General features: G+C 72.1%; 18 protein-coding genes and 1 pseudogene. 13 read left to right on the top strand and 6 right to left on the bottom strand.

Annotation, left to right across the window (positions count from 1 at the left end):
• Positions 1 to 19 precede the first annotated feature (19 nt).
• Positions 20 to 1,381, top strand: a complete 1,362-nt coding sequence (locus tag H8R17_RS28690) for an aminotransferase class V-fold PLP-dependent enzyme (protein ID WP_187826128.1) — start codon at positions 20 to 22, stop codon at positions 1,379 to 1,381.
• Between the two features lie 50 nt (positions 1,382 to 1,431).
• Here H8R17_RS28690 and H8R17_RS28685 read toward each other — a convergent pair whose 3' ends face one another.
• A complete protein-coding gene (locus tag H8R17_RS28685) occupies positions 1,432 to 1,713 on the bottom strand; it encodes an Lrp/AsnC family transcriptional regulator (protein WP_187826127.1) in 282 nt (93 codons plus the stop codon).
• Positions 1,710 to 2,503: pseudogene (locus H8R17_RS28680) on the bottom strand (rhomboid family intramembrane serine protease). Before H8R17_RS28680 ends, H8R17_RS28685 begins: the two are co-directional and overlap by 4 nt.
• A 165-nt stretch (positions 2,504 to 2,668) precedes the next feature.
• On the opposite strand from H8R17_RS28680, the gene H8R17_RS28675 reads away from it, so the two are divergent.
• The 5 genes from H8R17_RS28675 to H8R17_RS28655 all read left to right on the top strand — a co-directional run bounded on the left by H8R17_RS28675 (position 2,669) and on the right by H8R17_RS28655 (position 8,132).
• Positions 2,669 to 2,908, top strand: a complete 240-nt coding sequence (locus tag H8R17_RS28675; RefSeq protein WP_187826126.1) for a hypothetical protein — start codon at positions 2,669 to 2,671, stop codon at positions 2,906 to 2,908.
• A 37-nt stretch (positions 2,909 to 2,945) separates the two neighbouring features.
• On the top strand, positions 2,946 to 4,295 hold the full coding sequence (locus H8R17_RS28670; RefSeq protein ID WP_187826125.1) for an NYN domain-containing protein: 1,350 nt from the start codon (positions 2,946 to 2,948) through the stop codon (positions 4,293 to 4,295).
• A 246-nt stretch (positions 4,296 to 4,541) separates the two neighbouring features.
• Complete coding sequence (locus H8R17_RS28665) at positions 4,542 to 5,579, top strand: C40 family peptidase (protein WP_187826124.1); 1,038 nt, start codon at positions 4,542 to 4,544, stop codon at positions 5,577 to 5,579.
• A 273-nt stretch (positions 5,580 to 5,852) separates the two neighbouring features.
• Entirely contained in the window at positions 5,853 to 6,863 is a 1,011-nt protein-coding gene (locus H8R17_RS28660) for an NlpC/P60 family protein (RefSeq protein WP_187826123.1), read from the top strand.
• Positions 6,864 to 6,968: 105 nt separating this feature from the next.
• Positions 6,969 to 8,132 (top strand): hypothetical protein, encoded by a 1,164-nt coding sequence (locus H8R17_RS28655; RefSeq protein ID WP_187826122.1) that lies wholly within the window; start codon positions 6,969 to 6,971, stop codon positions 8,130 to 8,132.
• Position 8,133: 1 nt separating this feature from the next.
• Here H8R17_RS28655 and H8R17_RS28650 read toward each other — a convergent pair whose 3' ends face one another.
• Entirely contained in the window at positions 8,134 to 9,369 is a 1,236-nt protein-coding gene (locus H8R17_RS28650; protein WP_187826121.1) for a glycosyltransferase 87 family protein, read from the bottom strand.
• 110 nt (positions 9,370 to 9,479) lie between these two features.
• Between H8R17_RS28650 and H8R17_RS28645 the strand changes: the two genes are divergently transcribed.
• Positions 9,480 to 10,622 carry a glycosyltransferase family 4 protein gene (locus H8R17_RS28645; RefSeq protein WP_187826120.1) on the top strand — a complete coding sequence of 381 codons (1,143 nt, stop codon included), beginning with the start codon at positions 9,480 to 9,482 and terminating at the stop codon, positions 10,620 to 10,622.
• Positions 10,623 to 10,697: 75 nt separating this feature from the next.
• Here the strand turns inward: H8R17_RS28645 and H8R17_RS28640 are convergent, their stop codons facing one another.
• Positions 10,698 to 12,494, bottom strand: a complete 1,797-nt coding sequence (locus H8R17_RS28640) for a long-chain fatty acid--CoA ligase (RefSeq protein ID WP_187826119.1) — start codon at positions 12,492 to 12,494, stop codon at positions 10,698 to 10,700.
• Between the two features lie 356 nt (positions 12,495 to 12,850).
• On the opposite strand from H8R17_RS28640, the gene H8R17_RS28635 reads away from it, so the two are divergent.
• The 6 genes from H8R17_RS28635 to H8R17_RS28610 all read left to right on the top strand — a co-directional run bounded on the left by H8R17_RS28635 (position 12,851) and on the right by H8R17_RS28610 (position 18,698).
• Entirely contained in the window at positions 12,851 to 13,609 is a 759-nt protein-coding gene (locus H8R17_RS28635) for a metallophosphoesterase (RefSeq protein WP_187826157.1), read from the top strand.
• A gap of 91 nt (positions 13,610 to 13,700) precedes the next feature.
• Entirely contained in the window at positions 13,701 to 14,144 is a 444-nt protein-coding gene (locus tag H8R17_RS28630; protein WP_187826118.1) for an SRPBCC family protein, read from the top strand.
• A gap of 638 nt (positions 14,145 to 14,782) precedes the next feature.
• Complete coding sequence (locus H8R17_RS28625; protein WP_187826117.1) at positions 14,783 to 15,955, top strand: ArsA family ATPase; 1,173 nt, start codon at positions 14,783 to 14,785, stop codon at positions 15,953 to 15,955.
• A 57-nt stretch (positions 15,956 to 16,012) separates the two neighbouring features.
• Positions 16,013 to 16,507, top strand: coding sequence for a DUF5304 domain-containing protein (locus H8R17_RS28620; RefSeq protein ID WP_187826116.1), 495 nt, complete (start codon positions 16,013 to 16,015; stop codon positions 16,505 to 16,507).
• Positions 16,508 to 16,562: 55 nt separating this feature from the next.
• Positions 16,563 to 17,516, top strand: coding sequence for an ROK family glucokinase (locus H8R17_RS28615; protein WP_187826115.1), 954 nt, complete (start codon positions 16,563 to 16,565; stop codon positions 17,514 to 17,516).
• Positions 17,517 to 17,942: 426 nt separating this feature from the next.
• Positions 17,943 to 18,698: an endonuclease/exonuclease/phosphatase family protein gene (locus H8R17_RS28610; protein WP_187826114.1), complete on the top strand. Its 756-nt coding sequence runs from the start codon at positions 17,943 to 17,945 to the stop codon at positions 18,696 to 18,698.
• A 6-nt stretch (positions 18,699 to 18,704) separates the two neighbouring features.
• On the opposite strand, the gene H8R17_RS28605 is transcribed toward H8R17_RS28610, so the two are convergent.
• On the bottom strand, positions 18,705 to 19,325 hold the full coding sequence (locus tag H8R17_RS28605; protein WP_187826113.1) for a hypothetical protein: 621 nt from the start codon (positions 19,323 to 19,325) through the stop codon (positions 18,705 to 18,707).
• A complete protein-coding gene (locus H8R17_RS28600; RefSeq protein WP_187826112.1) occupies positions 19,318 to 20,133 on the bottom strand; it encodes a carboxylesterase in 816 nt (271 codons plus the stop codon). Before H8R17_RS28600 ends, H8R17_RS28605 begins: the two co-directional genes overlap by 8 nt.
• Between the last annotated feature and the right edge of the window lie 190 nt (positions 20,134 to 20,323).

Below are 20,323 nucleotides of genomic sequence, written 5' to 3'. Positions count from 1 at the left end.
CCTTCACGGGAGTTCACCCATGTCCGTCTCCACCGCTGCCGCCGACCAGTCCGTTTGCACCCCTCTTCCCGTTCTGGGTAGAGATGTCACCGTCCCGCTCGTCACCGGCGGCAAGGTCACCTACGCCGCCCTCGACTACGCCGCCAGCGCCCCGGCGCTCCAGCGGGTGTGGGACGACGTGGCGGCGTACGCGCCCTACTACGGCAGCGTGCACCGCGGCGCGGGCTACCTCTCCCAGCTCTCCACCGACCTGTTCGAGAACGCCCGCCGGACCGTCGCCGAGTTCCTGGACTGCCGCGCCGACGACCAGCTGATCTTCACCCGCTCCACCACCGACTCCCTCAACCTGCTCGCCGCGGCCCTGCCCGCCGACTGCCAGGTCTTCGTCTTCGAGACCGAGCACCACGCCTGTCTGCTGCCCTGGCGGGACGCCCAGGTCACCTGCCTCGACGCCCCGAGCAGCCCCCGCCGCGCCGTCGAGACCCTGGAGCGCGCCCTGGCCGGCCGCGACCCGCACGGCCCGGCCCTGGTCTGCGTCACCGGCGCCTCCAACGTCACCGGCGAGGTGTGGCCCGTACGGGAGCTGGCCGCCGCCGCGCACGCGCACGGCGCCCGCGTCGTCCTGGACGCCGCCCAGCTCGCCCCGCACCACCCGGTGAGCGTCCGTGACCTGGACGTCGACTGGGTCGCCTTCTCCGGCCACAAGCTGTACGCCCCCTTCGGCTCCGGCGTCCTGGCCGGCCGCGCCGACTGGCTGCGCGCGGCCGAGCCGTACCTCGCGGGCGGCGGCGCCAGCCGCAAGGTCAGCCGCCGCGCCGACGGGGGAGTGGACGTCGACTGGCACGAAACGGCCGCCCGCCACGAGGCCGGTTCCCCCAACGTCGTCGGCGCCTATGCCATCGCCTCCGCCTGCAAGGCCCTCACCCAGGCGGGCTTCGACACGCTCGTCGCCCGCGAGCGGTACCTGATCGAGAAGGTCAGCCAAGGCCTCGCCGGCGTCCCCGAGGTCCGGACCCTGTCCCTCTTCGGCGACGACGCCCCGCGCGTCGGCGTCCTCTCCTTCGTCGTCGACGGCTGGAACAGCTCCCACTTCGCCGCCGCCCTCTCCGCCGAGTACGGCATCGGAGTCCGCGACGGCCTCTTCTGTGCCCACCCCCTGCTCCGCACCCTGCTGGGCACCGACCCGCAGACCCAGGGCGAGTGCGGCGCGCCCGAGGCCGCACCGGGAGAGAAGTCCCTCAACGCCATCAGGGTGAGCTTCGGCGCGGGTACGCCGGACGAGCACGTCGAGCGTCTCGTCAACGCGGTGCAGGAGCTTGTGCGGGACGGCGCACAGTGGCAGTACCGGACGGAGGACGGCCGTTGCGTACCAGCAGTGTGAGTTCCTGACCGATCAGCGCCCGGAGGCGGTGTTCAGGCGGTCGGGTCGGGTCAGGAGTCCAGCCCGATCGCGAACGCCGCCTCCAGGTCGTGCTGCGAGTACGTCCGGAACGCCACATGGGTATCCGTTCCCTCCACCCCCGGAATCTTGCTGATCCGCCCGGGAATGACCTCCGCCAGCTCCTCGTGCTCCTTCACCCGCACCATGGCGATCAAGTCATACGTCCCGGTGACGGAGAACACCTCACTCACGCTCTCCAGCGAAGCGATCGACTCGGCGATCTCCGGAATCCGGTCCACGCTGGTCTTGATCAGAACGATCGCGGTGATCACGGCTGGTTCTCTCCCTCGGGAGCCGGAGCAGGGGCAGCCCTCACTTTAGTGGCCCGCCCGTCTCCCACCACCGCCCTTCCAAGGCCGCGCTGCGCGCCTCTCATTTTCCGAACCGCGCCCACGCAAAGACGAACCCCAGCCCGAACCCCACCAGGTGCGCCAGATACGCCACCCCCGGCCCCTGCGCCGCCCGCCCCGCCGCCAGCCACTGCAGCGCCGCCCAGAACGGCAGCACCACCCACGCCGGAAACCGCAGCGGCAGAAAGAACAGGAACGGCAGGAGACTGGTCACCCTCGCGCGCGGGAACAGGAACAGAAACGCGCCGAGGACCGCCGAGATCGCGCCGGACGCCCCCACCAGGGACTGCTCGGACGTGGCATTGGCGGCCGCGTAGCCCAGCAGGGCCAGGTAGCCGCAGCCCAGGTAGAACAGGGCGAACTGCACACGGCCCATCCGCTCCTCGGTCATCGCCCCGAAGACGTAGAGGAAGAGCATGTTGCCGAGCAGGTGCACCCAGCTGCCGTGGACGAACAGCGCCGTCGCCGGGGTGAGAGCCGCCCCCGGTGAGTCGCGGAACAGCTCGGCCGGGATCACGCCCCAGCGCCGGAAGTAGGCCCGCTGCGCGGCGAGCAGCTCCTCGCCGGAGCCGTACACCGGACTGAGCCCCGCGGCCGGGCCGAGCAGGAAGACCAGGAAGCACAGGGCGATCAGTCCGTACGTCACCGGCGCCGACGGCAGCCAGGCCGATCCGCTCGCCCCGCGGACCGTCGCGCTCCAGTTGGCGATCATGGACAGATCATGACGTACCGGGACGCGAGGCCGCAGATCGCCTCGCCGCCGCGAACGGGCGGGCGTCGAGTACCCGCCAGGCCGTAGGGTTACGAGCCACACGCTCCGCGGAGGTCGGTTGCGTCACTGACAATAGAAGGCCCAGAAGAAAAGAGCACAGGCACGATGACGGTTCCCCTGCCGACCGCCGCGACGCGGTGGCGCTGCACCCTCTGCGGCAACCTCACGCGGTTCGACGTGACCCGCTCGTCGAAGGTCGTGGAGTACGTCCACCTCGACCTGGCCGGAGAGCCGAAGGTCGAGGAGCGCGAGGTGCTCAGTGAGACCATCGAGTCGGTGCGGTGCCGCTGGTGCAACGCCATGGATCAGGTGGAACTCGTGGACAGGCCGGGTGCCGGCTCCTGACGGGGGCCGGCCCCGCACAGGCATTGGGGTGTGACGGATGGCGGAGACCACAGGCGGGGGGCCGGGCGACGGCGCCGCTGAGGTGCTCGACCGTCCGCTGCCCGACGGAGTGCGTCGCAAGGTCGTCCAGATCGTCTCGGACGGCTTCGGCGGGCTGACCGTCGCCGAGCTGCCCACACAGCTGCGGCAGTACGCCCGGTTCGCCCCGAACCGCCGGGCCAAGTTCGCCGGCAACGCCATGGCGGCGGCCCTCGAGACCGATCCGCTGTTCCGGCAGCGCATCGGGGAGAAGCTCAGAGAGGCGCAGCCGGAGCTGGCCGGCGCCCTCGACTCCGGCTCGCCGCCCCCGGCAGCGGACCCGCTCGACGTGGCGGCCGCGGCCTATGTACTGCGGCCGGTCGGCTGGGTGAAGCTGGTGACCGCTGCGGGCGAGGAGGCACTGCGCGCCGACGCCGAGCGGGCCGACGAGGAGACCCGGGCGGAGCTGGAACGGCTGCGGACCGAGCTGGCCCGGGCCCGTGAGCACACCAAGGCCGAGACCGAGCGGCTGCGCGCGGAGCTGGATTCGGCCAAGAAGGAAGCGGATTCGCTTCACCGGAAACTGCGCTCGGCTCACAGCGACGTCAAACGCGGCGAGGCGGCACTACGCAAGGCACACGGCGAGATCGAGGCCGTCCGCGCGGAGGGGCAGGCCCAGATCTCCGCCGCCGAGAGCGAGAGCCGGCGGCTGCGCGCCCGGCTGGGCGAGACGGAAGCCGCCCTGGAGGCGGCCCGCCGCGCCGCGCGCGAGGGGCGCAGCGTCGAGGACATGCGGGTACGGCTGCTGCTGGACACCGTGCTGGACGCCGCGCAGGGCCTCAGGCGCGAGCTGGCCCTGCCGCCGGTGTCGGTGCGCCCGGCCGAGACCGTGGACGCCGTGGAGCCGGGCCGGATGACCCCGAAGGACATCGCCGCCCGCGCACTGTCCGAGGACGACCCCCAGGTCCTCGACCAGTTGCTGGCGCTGCCGCAGGCGCATCTCGTGGTCGACGGCTACAACGTCACCAAGACCGGCTATCCGCAGATGCCGCTGGAGAAGCAGCGCCTGAGACTGCTCGGCCAGCTCGCGCAGCTCGCCGCGCAGACCGGCGCCGAGGTGACGTGCGTCTTCGACGGGGCCGAGCTGGCCGCGCCGGTGCTGCTCGCGCCGCCGCGCGGGGTGCGGGTGCTGTTCTCCAAGCCGGGCGTCACCGCCGACGAGCTGATCCGCCAGCTGGTGCGCGCCGAGCCACCCGGCCGCCCGGTCATCGTCGCCTCGACCGACCGCGAGGTCGCCGACGGCGTCGCCCGCGCGGGCGCCCGCCCGGTGCCGTCCGCGCTGCTCCTCAGGCGCCTTTCGCGGGGCTAGGAGGCGTTCGCGGCATGCGTAACGTCCGGGCGTGATGCCCGAATTGAGGGCCTCTCTGCGTGGCCCAGCGTCAAGTATGCGTCACTGCATGTGAATCCAGTGCAAAGAATGACCACCGTGGTGAAAATATTCAGCTGAGGATTTGAACTGATCACAAGAAGGTCACTAGGGTCTGGCGTCGAACCTCCGCTCGGGTGATCGCTCATGGGGAGCGACGGCGGAGGGGCCAGAAGGAGCTCGTCACCCGTGGCGTCCCACCGTCGTCCCAAGCAGCCGAGCCGTGCGCGCGTGACCGTGCTGACCACCGCCGCTGCCGCTGCCGTCGCTTTCACCTCGCAGGCCGCCAACGCCGCACCCAGCGAAAAGCCGAGCACGGACGAGGTCAAGGCCAAGGTCGACAAGCTCTACGAAGAGGCGGAGCAGGCCACCGAGAAGTACAACGGGGCCAAGGAGAAGCAGGAGAAGCTCCAGAAGGAGATCTCCACCATCCAGGACAACGTCGCCCGCGGCCAGGAGGAGCTCAACGAGCTGCGCGACAGCCTCGGTCTGGCCGCCGCCTCCCAGTACCGCACGGGCAACCTCGACCCGTCCTTGCAGTTGTTCCTCTCCTCCAACCCGAACGACTACCTCGACAAGGCCTCCACGCTCGACCAGTTGAGCGCCCAGCAGGTCGAGGCGCTGAAGAAGGTCCAGGAGAAGCAGCGCGAACTCGCCCAGGAGCGCGCCGAGGCCACCGAGAAGCTCAAGGACCTCGCCTCCACCCGCACCGAACTGGGCAACAAGAAGAAGGAAGTCCAGGGCAAGCTCGCCTCCGCGCAGAAGCTGCTCAACTCCCTCACGGCCAAGGAGAAGGCGGCCCTCGCCGCCGAGCAGACCCGCGCCAGCCGCAGCAGCGAGCGCGAGGCCCTCACCAACGTCCCGCCGGGCTCCGGCCGGGCCGCGGCGGCCTACGCCGCCGCCCAGAGCAAGCTCGGCTCGCCCTACGTCTACGGCGCCACCGGCCCGTCCTCCTTCGACTGCTCGGGCCTGACCTCGTGGGCGTACGCCCAGGCCGGCGTCTCCATCCCGCGCACCTCCGAGGCGCAGGCCCAGATCGGCACGAAGATCTACTCGGAGAGCCAGCTCAAGGTCGGTGACCTGGTCTTCTTCTTCAACGACCTGCACCACGTGGCCCTGTACGCGGGCAACGGCCAGGTCCTGCACGCCCCGCGTACCGGCACGGTCGTCCGCTACGAGTCGATGAGCACCATCGGCGGTCCGTTCATGTTCGGTGTCCGCGTCTGACCATCGGCCTTCCGCGCACGACGATCAACCGTCGAGTCTGAATCGTCGGCAGCCGGGTCTGAGCATCATCAGAACCCGGACGCCACACCGCCCGAACGGGCGAATTCCGGCAACGCCACCTGGCCCCACGCCCCGCCTGTGACCTGCGTCAGCGGCGGGGCGTCACTGTGCGTGGCCGCGGATGTCGTTGGTCGGCACCCCGGTACGGGGCTACTGTCTGCCGCGTTTCCTCGTCTGTCAGTGGTCCGCCAGTGGAGAGGAGCGCGGCTTCCTGTGGGGTCCCATCGCCGCCTTGCACCGTCCGGGTCCGACCGGGGCGCCAGTGTCGCGGTCGTCCTGTCCGCCGCCGCCGCGGCCCTCGCCGCCGTACCCGCCGCGGCCACGCCGCACGACGACACCCGCACCAAGGTGGACCGCCTCTACGAGGAGGCCGAGAACGCGACCGAGGCCTACAACAAGGCCGATGAGCGCGCCGACGCGCTGCGCGAGCAGGTCGGCACGGCGCAGGACCGGATCGCCCGGCAGCAGGAGCGCATCAACTCCATGCGGGAGGCGCTCGGTTCGCTGGCCGGCGCCCAGTACCGCTCCGGCGGCCTCGCCCCGTCCTTCGCCCTGCTGTTCTCCGACGACCCGGACGACTACCTCGACAAGGCCGCCGTGCTCGACCGGATCACCGCCCACCAGGCCGGTGAGCTGAAGGGCCTTCAGGAGGCCCTGCGCGAACTCGCCCAGGAGCGCGCCGAGGCGGCCCGGAAGCTGGGCGAACTGGACCGGAGCCGCAAGGCCGTCGCAACCCACAAGAAGACCGTCGAGCACAAGCTCGCCCAGGCCCGGCGGCTGCTCAACGCCCTGCCGGACGACGAGCGCGCCGTCTACGACCGCGCCTCCCGCTCCGGCCGCACCGACCTGCCCGACCTCGGCGCCGCCGCCCCGGCGTCCGGGCGCGCGGCGGCTGCCGTGGCCGCGGCCCGCTCCGCGCTCGGCAAGCCGTACCTATGGGGCGCCAGCGGGCCCTCCGGATTCGACTGCTCGGGCCTTATGCAGTGGTCGTACGCCCAGGCCGGGGTCTCCCTGCCGCGCACCTCACAGGCCCAGCGGTACGCGGGCCGGCAGGTCCCGCTGTCCCAGGCGCAGCCCGGCGACCTGGTGATCTACCGGTCCGATGCCAGCCACGTCGGGATGTACATGGGAGGCGGCCAGGTCATCCACGCCCCCTACCCCGGCGCACCGGTGCGCTACGACCCGGTCGGCATGATGCCGGTCTCGTCCGTGACCAGGGTCTGACCCCCGCGCCCCCGCGCCCGTACGATCGGGAAGGTGGCAAGGACCCCTGAGCGCACTCGCACTTCTCCGGCGCCGCTTGGGCGAAGGCGGGCGTCGGGTTCCTCGGTGGTGGTGCTGTGTCTGCTGCTCGTCTCCCTGGTGGCGTGCGGCGGGCGGCCCGTCGGCGACGCCGCGCGGGCAGACGTGGAGCGGCTTCTCGACAGGCGGGCCGACGCGGTGCTCGCCCACGACGAGACGGCGTTCGAGGGGACGGGCGCCGGAGCCGGGTTCGGCCGGCTGCGCGCGGTGCCCCTGGCCGACTGGTCGTACCGCGTGAAAGACCTGCATCGCACCGGCGACACGGCCACCGCGGACGTCGACCTGCGCTACCGGATCGAGGGCTACGACCGCGCCCCCGTCACCGCGGGCCGCACCCTCGCCCTGAGCCGGGACAGGGTCGGGCACTGGTCCGTCACCTCCGACCGGCCCGCCCGGAAGTCCGCCCAGCAGCTGTGGGACCAGGGCACGGTGAGCGTCGTGCGCGGCGAGCGCAGCCTCGTCCTCGGCGTCGGCCAGTCCGGCGAGACCCTGCGCAAATACGCCGGCCTGGCCGACCGGGCCGTGCCCGCGGTGTCGGACGCGTGGGGCACGGACTGGAGTCGGCGCGTCGTCGTGCTCGTACCGAAGTCCCTGGAGGGGATGGCGGGGCTGCTCGGCTCGCCGGCCTCCTCCTACCGGGGCATCGCGGCCGTCACCACCGGCGAGGTCGGCGCCCCGGCGCGGGCGCCCGCGGACCGGGTCATCGTCAACCCGGACGCGTACGGCCTGCTCGGCGCCTTCGGCCGGCAGGTCGTGCTGACCCACGAGACGACCCATGTCGCCACCCGCACCCACACCACGCCCGCGACCCCGCTGTGGCTGTCCGAGGGCTACGCGGACTGGGTCGGCTACCGAACCAGCGGCCGCACCCCGGCCGAGGCCGCGCCGGAACTGGCCCGCGCGGTCACCGAGGGCCGGGTGCCGCAGTCGCTGCCCGACGACGATGACTTCGGCTTCTCCGGCGGCGCGAACGGCCTGGCGCAGGCCTACGAGTCCGGCTGGCTGGCCTGCCGTCTGATCGCCGAGCGCTGGGGCGAGGACCGGCTCGGCGAGTTCTACCGGACCGTGGGGGCCCACCAGAAGCGTCCGGGCGCGGTCGAGAACGCGATGCGCGAGGTGCTGGGAACGAACGTGCAGGACTTCACCGCGCAGTGGCGGGACTATCTGCGGGCGCAGCTGGACGTGCGCTGACTCAGCTGCCCACGGCGGTTTCGCCGGTGCGGGCCGGCTGAGCGGGCAGCGGGGCCAGGGGCCGCGGCGTGACCGTGGCGCGCCACAGGCTGCGCGCCCCGATGAGAGAGGCCGCCACGAGCAGGCCGTTGCGCAGGAACAGCAGTGCGACGCCCAGCGGGTCGCTGGCCACGACGTGGGCGAACCAGTACGGGAACTCCAGGACCGTGAAGAAGGCCGCCGCCAGGACCAGGGCGGCCGGCCGTCCCATCCGGCTGCCGCCAAAGCACAGGCAGACCGCCGCCAGGCCCACCAGCCACACCATGTACTGCGGGCTGATCACCCGGCTCGTGGTGGTGAACAGCAGGACGGCGACGAACGCCGCGTCCGCCAGGGTGTGCGGCTCGAAGCGCACCGCCAGCAGGCGCCACAGCAGCAGCCAGCCCAGCGCCAGCCCGGTCAGCGCCAGCGCGGCCATGCTCACCACGTCCACGTACGGGCCGAGGAACTCCATCGAGCCGTAGTTCAGCAGCACCTCGCCGCTCCAGCCGAAGTGCCGGGCCACATGGAAGACCAGGGCGCCCAGCGACTCCACCTCGGTGCCCCGGTCGCGCTGGGAGGTCAGGAAGGCGAACGCGCCGGGCATGACCACCGCGAACCCGGCCGCCAGCGCGACACCGGTCACCGCCGCCGCACCCCAGGTGCTGCGCCGGCGGGCGGCGAGGAGCAGCAGCGCCGGCCACACCTTCAGCAGCGCCCCGAACGCCGCCAGCGCCCCCATCGCCCGGGGACGCCGGGCGCCCGCGAGGAGCGCGGCCACGGCGACCGCGGTGACCATCACGTCGTAGCGCGCGTACACCGTCGGACCGAGCAGCGGGACGCCCGCCACCCATACCCACGCGCCGCGCAGCGTCCGGCCGGAGCGCAGGCCCGCGTACAGCAGCAGGGCGAGGACGGCGAAGTCGGCGAGGAAGGCCAGGACGAAGAACGCCGTCGCGTAGTCGAGGAACGGCAGCAGGGCGGGGGAGAGGATCGCCAGCGCGGCGGCGGGCGGGTACTGCCAGGTGACGTCGCCGCGTGGGAACGTCCCGGTGCGCAGGACGTCGTACCAGCCGTGGTAGATCACGGACACGTCGCTCGTGACGTCCGGGCCGGGGAAGACGTACACCTTGAGCACGAACAAGAGCAGCACCAGTCTCGTCGCACCCCAGACCAGCGGCAGCCCGGCCAGGGAACGCCTCGCGCCCGTCGTCTCCACGTGCTCCCTGCCCGTCCGTGTACCGCACCGACCCTGCCATGATGTCCCGGACGCCTGTGAGCGGGCCATCGACACGGCCGTGCACCCGGGGTTCGGTAGGGTCGGCGGCGATGCACAAGACCCTGATCGTGACCAACGACTTCCCGCCCCGGCCCGGCGGCATCCAGGCCTTCCTGCACAACATGGCCCTGCGGCTCGACCCGGACCGCATCGTCGTCTACGCCTCCACGTGGAAGCGCGGCCGCGAGGGCATCAGGGCCACGGCCGCCTTCGACGCCGAGCAGCCCTTCACGGTCGTACGCGACCGTACGACGATGCTGCTGCCGACCCCGCAGGCCACCCGGCGGGCGGTCGGACTGCTGCGCGAGCACGGGTGCACGTCGGTGTGGTTCGGTGCGGCGGCCCCGCTCGGCCTGATGGCACCGGCACTGCGCGGGGCGGGCGCCGAACGACTCGTGGCCACGACCCACGGGCACGAGGCCGGCTGGGCCCAGCTGCCCGCCGCCCGGCAGTTGCTGCGCCGGATCGGGGAGACGACGGACACGATCACCTACCTCGGCGAGTACACCCGCTCACGCATCGCGGGCGCGCTGACGCCTGAGGGGGCCTCGCGCATGGTGCAACTGCCGCCCGGCGTCGACGAGAAGACCTTCCACCCGGGATCCGGCGGCGACGAGATCCGGGCGCGGCTGGGCCTGACGGACCGGCCGGTCGTCGTGTGTGTGTCCCGGCTGGTGCGGCGCAAGGGCCAGGACACGCTCATCCGGGCCCTGCCCCGGATCCTGGCCAAGGAGCCCGGCACCGTCCTGCTGATCGTCGGCGGCGGCCCCTACGAGAAGGACCTGCGCCGACTCGCGCACGAGACCGGCGTCGCCGCCTCCGTCCACTTCACCGGCGCCGTCCCCTGGTCCGAACTGCCCGCCCACTACGGCGCCGGCGACGTCTTCGCCATGCCCTGCCGTACCCGCCGCGGCGGCCTCGACGTAGAGGGCCTCGGCATCGTCTACCTGGAAGCCTCCGCAACGGGCCTCCCCGTAGTCGCCGGCGACTCCGGCGGTGCCCCCGACGCGGTACTGGACGGCGAAACGGGCTGGGTGGTGCGCGGCGGCTCTCCGGAGGAGGCAGCCGACCGCATCATCACCCTCCTCGCAGACGCGGAACTACGCAGCCGGATGGGCGAGCGCGGCCGAGCCTGGGTCGAGGAGAAATGGCGCTGGGACCTACTGGCGGAACACTTGAGAACACTCCTGTAGCCAAGCGTGCCCCAAAGGGGCGCGGGGCTGTATCAATATGCGGCCCCCGGCGCCATGAGCCTTTGACGTAGGTGCCTACTTCGCGTAGATCGCCTCGATCTCGTGCGCGTAGTCCTTCGCCACCGCGTTCCGCTTCAGCTTCAGCGACGGCGTCAGGTGGCCCGACTCCTCCGTGAACTGGGAGCACAGAATGCGGAACTTCCGCACCGATTCCGCCTTCGACACCGCGGCGTTGCCGTCGTCGACCGCGTCCTGGATCGCCGCGAGCAGATCCGGGTCGTCGCGCAGCGACGCCGCAGTGGCATCCGCCGGCTTGCCGTGCTCGGTGGCCCAGCGGCCCAGGAACTCCTCGTCGAGGGTGACCAGCGCGCCCACGAACGGACGCCCGTCGCCGACCACCATGCACTCCGCGACCAGCGCGTGCGCCCGGATCCGGTCCTCGATCACGGCCGGGGCGACGTTCTTGCCGCCCGCGGTGACGATGATCTCCTTCTTGCGGCCGGTGATCCTGAGGTAGCCGTCCTCGTCGAGGGTGCCGATGTCACCGGAGTGGAACCAGCCGTCGGCCAGCACCTCGCCGGTCGCGCCCGGGTTGTTCCAGTACTCCTTGAACAGGTGCTCGCCGTGCAGCAGCACCTCGCCGTCGTCCGCTATGCGGATCACCGAGCCGGGCAGTGGCTGGCCGACCGTGCCGATCTTCTGCCGGTCCCACGGGTTGAACGCGGTGGCCGCGCAGGACTCGGTCAGGCCGTAGCCCTCCAGGACCGTGAAGCCGATGCCGCGGAAGAAGTGCCCCAGGCGCTCGCCCAGCGGGGCGCCGCCGGAGATGGCGTACTCGCCCTTGCCGCCCAGGACCGCGCGCAGCTTGCTGTAGACCAGCTTGTCGAACGTCTTGTGCTTGATCTTCAGGCCGAGGGGCGGGCCCGACGGGGTGTCCAGCGCCTTGCTGTAGGCGATCGCGGTGTCGGCCGCCTTGTCGAAGATCTTGCCCTTGCCGTCCGCCTGCGCCTTGGCGCGCGCCGAGTTGTAGACCTTCTCGAAGACGCGCGGCACGCCCAGGATGAGCGTGGGCCGGAAGGAGGCCAGCTCGTCGGTGAGGTTCTTGATGTCCGGGACGAGGCCGAGCTTGATCGGTGCCAGCATCGGCGCGACCTGCACGAGCCGCCCGAAGACGTGCGCGAGCGGCAGGAAGAGCAGGACCGAGCACTCACCCGTCCGGAACAGGGGGCGCATCCGCTCCACCACGTTCCCGCACTCGGCGAAGAAGCTGCGGTGGGTGAGCACACAGCCCTTGGGGCGGCCGGTGGTGCCGGAGGTATAGACGATGGTCGCCGGGTCGTCGGCCTTCGCCAGCGTGCTGCGCTCCTCGACCGCAGCGTCGGTCACGTCGCGCCCGAGGCGGCCCAGCTCCGCCACCCCGCCGGCCTCGATCTGCCAGACGTGCTTGAGGGCGGGCAGCCGGTCGCGCACGGACTCGACGGCGGCGACGTGGTTGTCCATCTCCACGATGCACGCCGTGGCCCCCGAGTCGCTGAGGATCCACTGCACCTGCTCCGGCGAGCTGGTCTCGTACACCGGCACGGTGACCGCGCCCGCGCTCCAGATCGCGAAGTCCAGCAGGGTCCACTCGTAGCGGGTGCGGGACATCAGGCCCACCCGGTCGCCCTGCTGCACCCCGGAGGCGATCAGTCCCTTCGCGGCCGCGCGCACCTCGGCGAGGAACGCGGCCGCCGTCACGTCCCGCCAGCTGTCTCCGGCCTTGCGGGCGATGACGGCGACGTCCGGGTGCTGCGCGGCATTTCTGCGGACGATGTCCGTCAGGTTGCCGCCCGCAGGGACCTCGTACAAAGCCGGAAGGCTGAACTCGCGCAAGACTGCTGCTCCTCATAGGGCGCCGGCGCCACGACGTTGTGCGATGCGACGGTGCGGTCCAAGGCTCGGGCAGGTGCTCGGGATCTCCACCAGGGGCCGTGGGACCACTGGTTGAATTCCTGAGCACGACTGGACTGCCCGGACGTTACCCGCCGGTATGGCTGCTGCGACAGGGGGTCCCGGCGAGATGTTCGCTGCGTCACACACCTTTGTGCTCCTTCGCGCACAGTAGTCCAAGGCGTTAATACTGGCCAGTAATCAGCGGTTCTGACGCCACTGTTCACGTTTGCCGCACAGCCTTACCCTTGATCGTCATGGCACCCACACCAGCCGTCAACCACAGAACGCGCGTCCATGTGGTCAGCGACGTGCACGGCAACGCCCGTGACCTGGCGAGAGCCGGCGAGGGTGCGGACGCCCTGATCTGCCTGGGTGATCTGGTGCTGTTCCTGGACTACGCCGACCATTCGCGCGGCATCTTCCCCGACCTGTTCGGCGTGGAGAACGCCGACCGCATCGTCGCGCTGCGCACCGCCCGCCGCTTCGCGGAGGCACGTGAGTTCGGCGCCCGGCTGTGGGCCGGCATCGGCGGCGACCGGGCCGCCGCGATCGAGAAGGCGGTGCGCCGGCAGTACGCCGAGCTGTTCGCCGCGTTCCCCACGCCGACGTACGCCACCTACGGCAATGTCGACATGCCGATGCTCTGGCAGGAGTACGCCGGTCCCGGTACGACCGTGCTCGACGGGGAGCGGGTGGAGATCGGCGGCCGGGTCTTCGGGTTCGTCGGCGGCGGGCTGCGTACGCCGATGCGCACGCCGTACGAGATCAGCGACGAGGAGTACGCGGCGAAGATCGAGGCGGTGGGCGAGGTGGACGTGCTGTGCACGCACATCCCGCCGGAGGTGCCCGAGCTGGTCTACGACACCGTCGCGCGGCGCTTCGAGCGGGGCAGCCGGGCGCTGCTGGACGCGATCCGCCGGACCCGGCCGCGGTACGCGCTGTTCGGGCATGTGCACCAGCCGCTGGTGCGGCGGATGCGGATCGGGGCGACCGAGTGCGTGAACGTGGGGCACTTCGCCGGGACGGGGAAGCCGTGGGCGCTGGAGTGGGGGTGACGTCGGCCGGTCGCGTGCGCGGTAGCCTTCACGCTGCACGCAAGTGCGCACGACGATCTCTTACCGGCCCGCATCTGGAGGAGCCACGGCGATGGCGGAACACACCAGCTCGACGATCACGATCGAGGCGGCACCGGCCGACGTCATGGCGGTGATCGCCGACTTCGCGCGCTATCCGGAGTGGACCGGCGAGGTGAAGGAGACGGAGGTCATCAAGACCGACGACCAGGGCCGTGCCGAGCAGGTCCGGCTCGTCATGGACGCCGGTGCGATCAAGGACGACCAGACGCTGGCGTACACGTGGACCGGCGATCACGAGGTGTCCTGGACGCTGGTCAAGTCCCAGATGCTGCGGTCGCTGGACGGGTCGTACATCCTGAAGCCGGCCGCCGGGTCCGGGACGACCGAGGTGACGTACCGCCTGACGGTCGACGTCAAGATCCCCATGCTCGGCATGATCAAACGCAAGGCGGAGAAGGTCATCATCGACCGGGCGTTGGCGGGCCTGAAGAAGCGGGTGGAGTCGGGGCAGTAGTTTGCCCACCCGCCCACCCGCCCACCCGTTTCCAGTCGGCCGAGAGACGACCGTTTTCCGACCGGCCGGAAGACGCCGCGTCCCCGGCAGACCGCACACACGCGCGCCCCACCCCACCCACCGCACGCGACAACAGCACACAACCGCTACCCACAGGCCACGCAACCACGACACCACCCCGGCAACGGCGCGCAACCTGCTCCCAAGCCGCGCGCCCAGGGTGCCGCACTTGGCAGTGGTGGCCCGCCCTGCCGTGCGCACGCGGCGCCGCGGTCGGCGACGGCGCGTAACGTCTCGCAAGCCGCAGGTGTGCGTGCCGTACCCCACTCGCCCGCACCTGGCGACGGCGCGCAACCGTGCTCGCAAGCCGCGGGCATGCGTGCCTCCCCCAGTGCCTTGAGGGCCTGGGAGGTACCCCAGGGCGGCACGGGTGGGCGCGGGCGGCACCCCGTAGCGCCGGTTTGCGCACCCGCCCCCGGCCAGCGGCAACGCCGGGCACCTGGCAAGCGGGGTCCAGCTGACGCAGTCAACCCGCGGCAGCCCGCCCGCGCCGGGCTGCGCGCCAACCCCCGGCCCACAGCAACGCCGGGCAACGGTGAGGCAGGGCCCAGCGCCGATGTCCGTTACGGTTCACCCCCATGCGCACCATCCTGATCACCGGCCCCGGCGGCAGCGGCCGTACCACCCTCGCCGCCGCCACCGCGCTCGCCGCCGCCCGTGCCGGCTCCCGCACGCTCGTGCTGAGCGGCGACCGTACGGACACCCTCGGCGTCGCACTCGGCGTCCGGACGGGAGCCGAGCCGGTGGACGCCGGTGCGCGGCTCACCGCGTGGCGGCCCGACGCGGCCCGGCGCTTCCGGGACGACCTCGCCGCCCTCCAGGAACGCACCGCCTCCGCCCTCGACCTCCTCGGCGCCGCCCGCCTCGACCCCGAGGAGCTCACCCCCCTACCCGGCGCCGAGGAACTCGCCCTCCTGCGTGCCCTGCGCGACGCGGCCCTCGCCGAGCAGCACGATCTGCTCGTCGTCGACCTCCCGCCCACCCCGCACGCCCTCGCCCTGCTCTCCCTCCCCGAGGAACTGCGCCGCTACCTGCGCCGGCTGCTTCCGCCCGAACGGCAGGCCGCCCGCGCCCTGCGCCCCGTCCTGGGACGGCTCGCGGGCGTGCCCATGCCCGCGGAATCCCTGTACGACACGGCCGCCCACTGGGACGTGGAGCTGGCCGCCGTCGACGCGGTCCTCGCCGACCGCGACACCGTCGTACGGCTCGTCGCCGAGCCCGGACCCTCCGGCGCCGACGCCGTCCGCACCACCACTCTCGGCCTCGCCCTGCGCGGCCTGCGCACCGACGTCCTGGTAGCCAACCGCGTACTGCCCGAGGCATCCGGCGACACCTGGCTCGCCGGGCCCGTCGCCCAGCAGCGCAAGACGCTGGAGGAGTGGCGGGAGGCGTACGAGGTACGCCCCGTCACCCACCTCGGCCGCGACCCCCGCGGCCCCGACGACCTCGCGGCGCTGGCCGTGCCGGACGCCGAGGCGGGATCGTCCTGCGCGGTCGAGTGGCCCGTGACCGACCGGCTCGCCGACGACGGGGTACTCGTGTGGCACATCCCCCTGCCCGGCGCCCTGCGCGACGAGCTGGACCTCGTACGGCGCGGCGACGAAATCGTCGTCGCCGCGGGGCAGTTCCGCCGGATCCTGCCGCTGCCCTCCGTCCTGCGCCGCTGCACCGTCGACGGGGCCGCCCTGCGCGACGGCGAGCTGCGCATCCGATTCGCGCCGGATCCGCAGCTGTGGCCGCGCACACGGTGAACCACCTGCGGCCGTTCGGGTAACGTCGGAGAGACGAACCGTAGTCAGGAGTCCGTCATGAGCGAAGAGCTCCCCCCGTCCGACGCCGCCGAGCGCCCGGCGGGCGACGAGGTGCGGGCGAGCGACGCCGACGCCTGGGCCACGGCGTGCGCCGAGGACCTGGAGGCGGAGAAGGCCCGCCGCCACGCACAGTACGGCCCGCCGTCGGGCTCCGCCGCCGAGGAACTGCGCAAGCTCGTCGACGTCGTCGCCGACAAGCTGTCCGGCCTGCAGTCGCCGCTGTTCGGCGCGGTCGCCGGCCCCGCCGCGCAGCAGGCGGTCCGGCAGGTCGTGGAACAGGCCAAGGCCGCCGTCGAGCCCGTCATCGAACGCAACCCGGACGTCTTCGACCACCTCGCCGCGGCCGGCAACGAGCTCCTCGCCGCGTACCGCTCCGCGGTCCAGGCCCAGGAGCGGCGCTGGACGGGCCGTCCGGACGAGCTGGACGAACTGGACGACCCCGACGACCGGGACGAGGGCACCGGCCCCGGCCAGCGCATCGACTTGGACTGACACTCCCCTCGGGTACGGTTGGCCGTAGCGGGGCTCGACCGAAACTGAGGGATTCATGGGACTCACCATCGGCGTCGACATCGGCGGCACGAAGATCGCGGCCGGCGTGGTCGACGAGGAAGGCACCATCCTCTCGACCCACAAGGTGCCGACCCCCAGCACGCCCGAGGCCATCGTGGACGCCATCGCCTCGGCAGTGGAGGGCGCGCGCGCCGGGCACGAGATCGTGGGCGTGGGTATCGGCGCCGCCGGATACGTCAACCGTCAGCGTTCCACGGTCTACTTCGCGCCCAACATCGACTGGCGCCAGGAGCCGCTGAAGGAGAAGGTCGAGGCCCGCGTGGGCCTCCCGGTTGTCGTCGAGAACGACGCCAACGCGGCCGCGTGGGGCGAGTACAAGTTCGGCGCCGGCAAGGGCCACCGCAACGTCATCTGCATCACGCTCGGCACCGGTCTGGGCGGCGGCATCATCATCGGCAACGAGCTGCGCCGCGGGCACTTCGGTGTGGCCGCCGAGTTCGGGCACATCCGCGTGGTGCCCGACGGCCTGCTGTGCGGCTGTGGCTCCCAGGGCTGCTGGGAGCAGTACGCCTCCGGGCGGGCCCTGGTCAGATACGCCAAGCAGCGCGCCAACGCCACCCCCGAGAACGCCGAGATCCTGCTCGGTCTCGGTGACGGCAGTGCCGACGGCATCGAGGGCAAGCACATCTCCGTGGCCGCCCGGCAGGGCGACCCGGTCGCCGTCGACTCCTACCGTGAGCTGGCCCGCTGGGTCGGCGCCGGCCTCGCCGACCTCGCCTCCCTCTTCGACCCCTCCGCCTTCATCGTCGGCGGCGGCCTCTCCGACGAGGGCGAACTGGTCCTGGAGCCCATCCGCAAGTCCTACAAACGCTGGCTGGTAGGCGGCAACTGGCGCCCGGTCGCCGACGTCCTCGCCGCCCAACTCGGCAACAAAGCGGGCCTGGTAGGCGCAGCCGACCTGGCCAGGGAGCCGGACCCGATCATGTGACGCCGGGCGAGATCTTCCAGCCCGTCTGGGGGTACGCCCTGCTCGAAGAGCTTGGGGGAAGTTCGAGGACGGGGCCGTTCAGGGAAGCGGGGTCTGGGGGCCGCAAGCCCCCAGCACGCCCCGCACTCGACGACGGCGCGCAACGGCACTCACAAGCCACGCCTGCGTGGCGCCGCAGTCGGCGACGGCGTACAACGGCACTCGCAAGCCGCGGGCATGCGTGCTTCCCCCAGTGCCGTGCCGCCCTGGGAGGTACCCCCAGGGCGGCACGGGTGGCCGCGGGCGGCGCACCGCTCGCGCCGGGCTGCGCACCCAACCCGCGGCCCGGACCAAACCCGGCGACCAGCAGACGCCGGACCGCGCACCCCACTCCAACACCGGGCCACGCTCCCACAACCTCGCGTGGCCCGGCGTAAATTTGGCCGTATGGCGTCCACCCCCCGGCTCCCCAACTCCCGTACCGAACCCGACGGTTCCGTCTTCATCCGCGTCCTCACCTACAACATCCGCTCGATGCGCGACGACACCACCGCCCTCGCCCGCGTCGTCAGGGCCTGCACGCCCGACCTGGTCCTGATCCAGGAAGCCCCCCGCTTCTTCCGCTGGCGCAAGAAGCTCGCCCGGCTGGCCCGCGCCACCGACCTGGTGCTGCTCACCGGCGGAGCCACCGTCGCGGGACCGGCGATCCTGTGTTCCCTGCGCGCCACCGTCGAGCGCACCGAGGACGTCCTGCTGCCCCTCACCCCTGGCCTGCACCGCCGCGGCTTCGCGACCGCGGTCGTCCGCGTCGGCGGCACCCGTCTCGGCGTCCTCAGCTGCCATCTGAGCCTGCAGAAGGACGAGCGCTACGAGCAGGGCGGCATGCTCCTCGACCGCCTCGCCGGCATGGGCGTGGAGCACGCCGTCGCGGGCGGCGATCTCAACGAACGCCCCGGCGGCCGCACCTTTCGCCGCCTCGCCGACGGCCTCCAGGACTGCTGGGCCATCGCCCCGCACGGCGGCGAGTACACCTCGACGCCCACCGACCCCCGCCAGCGCATCGACGCGATCTTCGCGACGAAGGGCATCGAGGTCCTGGGCTGCGGCGTACCGCTCGGACACCCCGGCGTGAGCGAACACGACCTGAGGGCGGCCACGGACCACCTCCCGGTCCTGGCCGCCCTCAAGATCCCCGCTGTATGACGGGGCTCAGACCACCGCACCCCGCCCCGGATCGTCGTCGTCCTCGTCGTCCGTCCGCATCCGCATCACCAGCGTGACGAACCCGCCGACGAACCCGCCGATGCCCAGCGTGGCCAGCCACCACGTCATCTCCCAGCCCAGCAGCACCGCCAGCAACAGCAGCACCGGCCCGCCGAGCACCCCCAGCCAGGCGAACTTGGCGGTCACGTCCGCCTCCGGCAGCGGCGGCGGTTCCGGCGGCACGAAGTGCCCCTCGTCGTCCTCGTCGAAGTCCTCCTCGGAGGGCTCGGGCGCGCTGTAGTCGCGCGGCCCGACGCCGGGCGCGAAGGACACCGAGCCGCCCAGCGGCCTGGGGGGCTCGTCCTTGGACTCCGCTTTCCTGGCGTCCGCGGGCTTGTCGACCCCCTCGGTCCCGTCGGCCCTGTCGGCCCGCTCGCCGGGGTCGTCGTTCGTCCCGGACTCCAGCCGTGCCAGGTCCTCGACCGACTTGAACGGCTTGGCGCCCGGCGGGTCCGGCGGCTCGTCGCCGTACCCGGCGACGATCGCCGCCCAGGCGGCATCCTCGTCGATCGGGACCCCCTTCTCGTCGGGCTCGCGGCCCTCGCGGTCGGAGTCGTGTTCAGCCACCTGCGGTCGTCCCTTCCATGCCGAGACCGGGAACCTTGTCGAGCCCCGGCTCGGATACGCCGCCGGGTGCGAGCCGGCCGATGAATCCGAGGCTCTCCTCGAAGATCCGGTCCGCATCGTGGTCCAACGTCGCCACGTGGTAGCTCTGTTCCAGCAGGATCTCCGTCACGTCCGTCGACGACACCCGGCTGAGGACACGGGCCGAGTCGGCCGGCGGCACGACATGGTCCCGCGGGCTGCGCAGGAGCAGCAGCGGCTGGGTGACCTGCGGCAGCTCGCGGTCGCCGATCCGGAAGAAGTTCCGCAGCGAGTGGGCCGCGTGCAGCGGCACCCGGTCGTAGCCCAGCTCAGCGCTGCCCGGCTTCGCGATGTCGCTGGCGATTCCCCGCGTCGTACGGACCACGTGCCGGGCCATCGGCAGGGCGTACGCCGCCAGGCCGTGCACTCTGTTCGCCGGGTTGACGACCATGACGCCGCTGACCGCATCCCCGTGCTTCGCCGCGAGCCGCAAGGCCAGCGCGCCGCCCATGGACAGGCCGGCCACGAACACGCGCGCGTGGCGCTCGCGCAGGGCGCGCAGCTCGCGGTCCACCTCCGCGTACCAGTCCTGCCAGCCGGTGAGCTGCATGTCCTCCCAGCGCGTGCCGTGCCCGGGCAGCAGCGGCAGCGAGACGGTCAGGCCGCGCGCGGCGAGGAACTCCGCCCAGGGGCGCAGCGACTGCGGGGAACCGGTGAAACCGTGGCAGAGGAGGACGGCGACCTCCCCGCCCTCGTGGCGGAACGGCTCGGCTCCGGGGAGGACCGGCACCTTCGGTCTCCTGTTCGTGAAAGGGGCTGGCACGTCTGTTCGTGAAGAGGTGTTCGTGAAGAGCTGGCGCGTCATTTGCAGGTACCTCACCGTACGCGACGGCACTGACATTGATGCTGATACTCAGGTTCCGGTGATCGTGGCCCAGCCACTGACTGACGCCCTGCTGGGTTGTCTTCCCGCTGTTCTG

It is taken from the genome of Streptomyces sp. TRM68367, from assembly GCF_014495685.1.
Taxonomy (GTDB): Bacteria; Actinomycetota; Actinomycetes; order Streptomycetales; family Streptomycetaceae; genus Streptomyces.
The sequence above is the reverse complement of the archived record's forward strand: the minus strand, read 5'-3'. Positions and strand labels throughout refer to the sequence as shown.

Bases quoted from the DNA above. Each gene is read 5' to 3' on its own strand.
- H8R17_RS28690 (WP_187826128.1), top strand. From the start codon at position 20: ATGTCCGTCTCCACCGCTGCCGCCGACCAGTCCGTTTGCACCCCTCTT.
- H8R17_RS28675 (WP_187826126.1), top strand. From the start codon at position 2,669: ATGACGGTTCCCCTGCCGACCGCCGCGACGCGGTGGCGCTGCACCCTC.
- H8R17_RS28670 (WP_187826125.1), top strand. From the start codon at position 2,946: ATGGCGGAGACCACAGGCGGGGGGCCGGGCGACGGCGCCGCTGAGGTG.
- H8R17_RS28645 (WP_187826120.1), top strand. From the start codon at position 9,480: ATGCACAAGACCCTGATCGTGACCAACGACTTCCCGCCCCGGCCCGGC.
- H8R17_RS28630 (WP_187826118.1), top strand. From the start codon at position 13,701: ATGGCGGAACACACCAGCTCGACGATCACGATCGAGGCGGCACCGGCC.
- H8R17_RS28625 (WP_187826117.1), top strand. From the start codon at position 14,783: ATGCGCACCATCCTGATCACCGGCCCCGGCGGCAGCGGCCGTACCACC.
- H8R17_RS28620 (WP_187826116.1), top strand. From the start codon at position 16,013: ATGAGCGAAGAGCTCCCCCCGTCCGACGCCGCCGAGCGCCCGGCGGGC.
- H8R17_RS28615 (WP_187826115.1), top strand. From the start codon at position 16,563: ATGGGACTCACCATCGGCGTCGACATCGGCGGCACGAAGATCGCGGCC.
- H8R17_RS28610 (WP_187826114.1), top strand. From the start codon at position 17,943: ATGGCGTCCACCCCCCGGCTCCCCAACTCCCGTACCGAACCCGACGGT.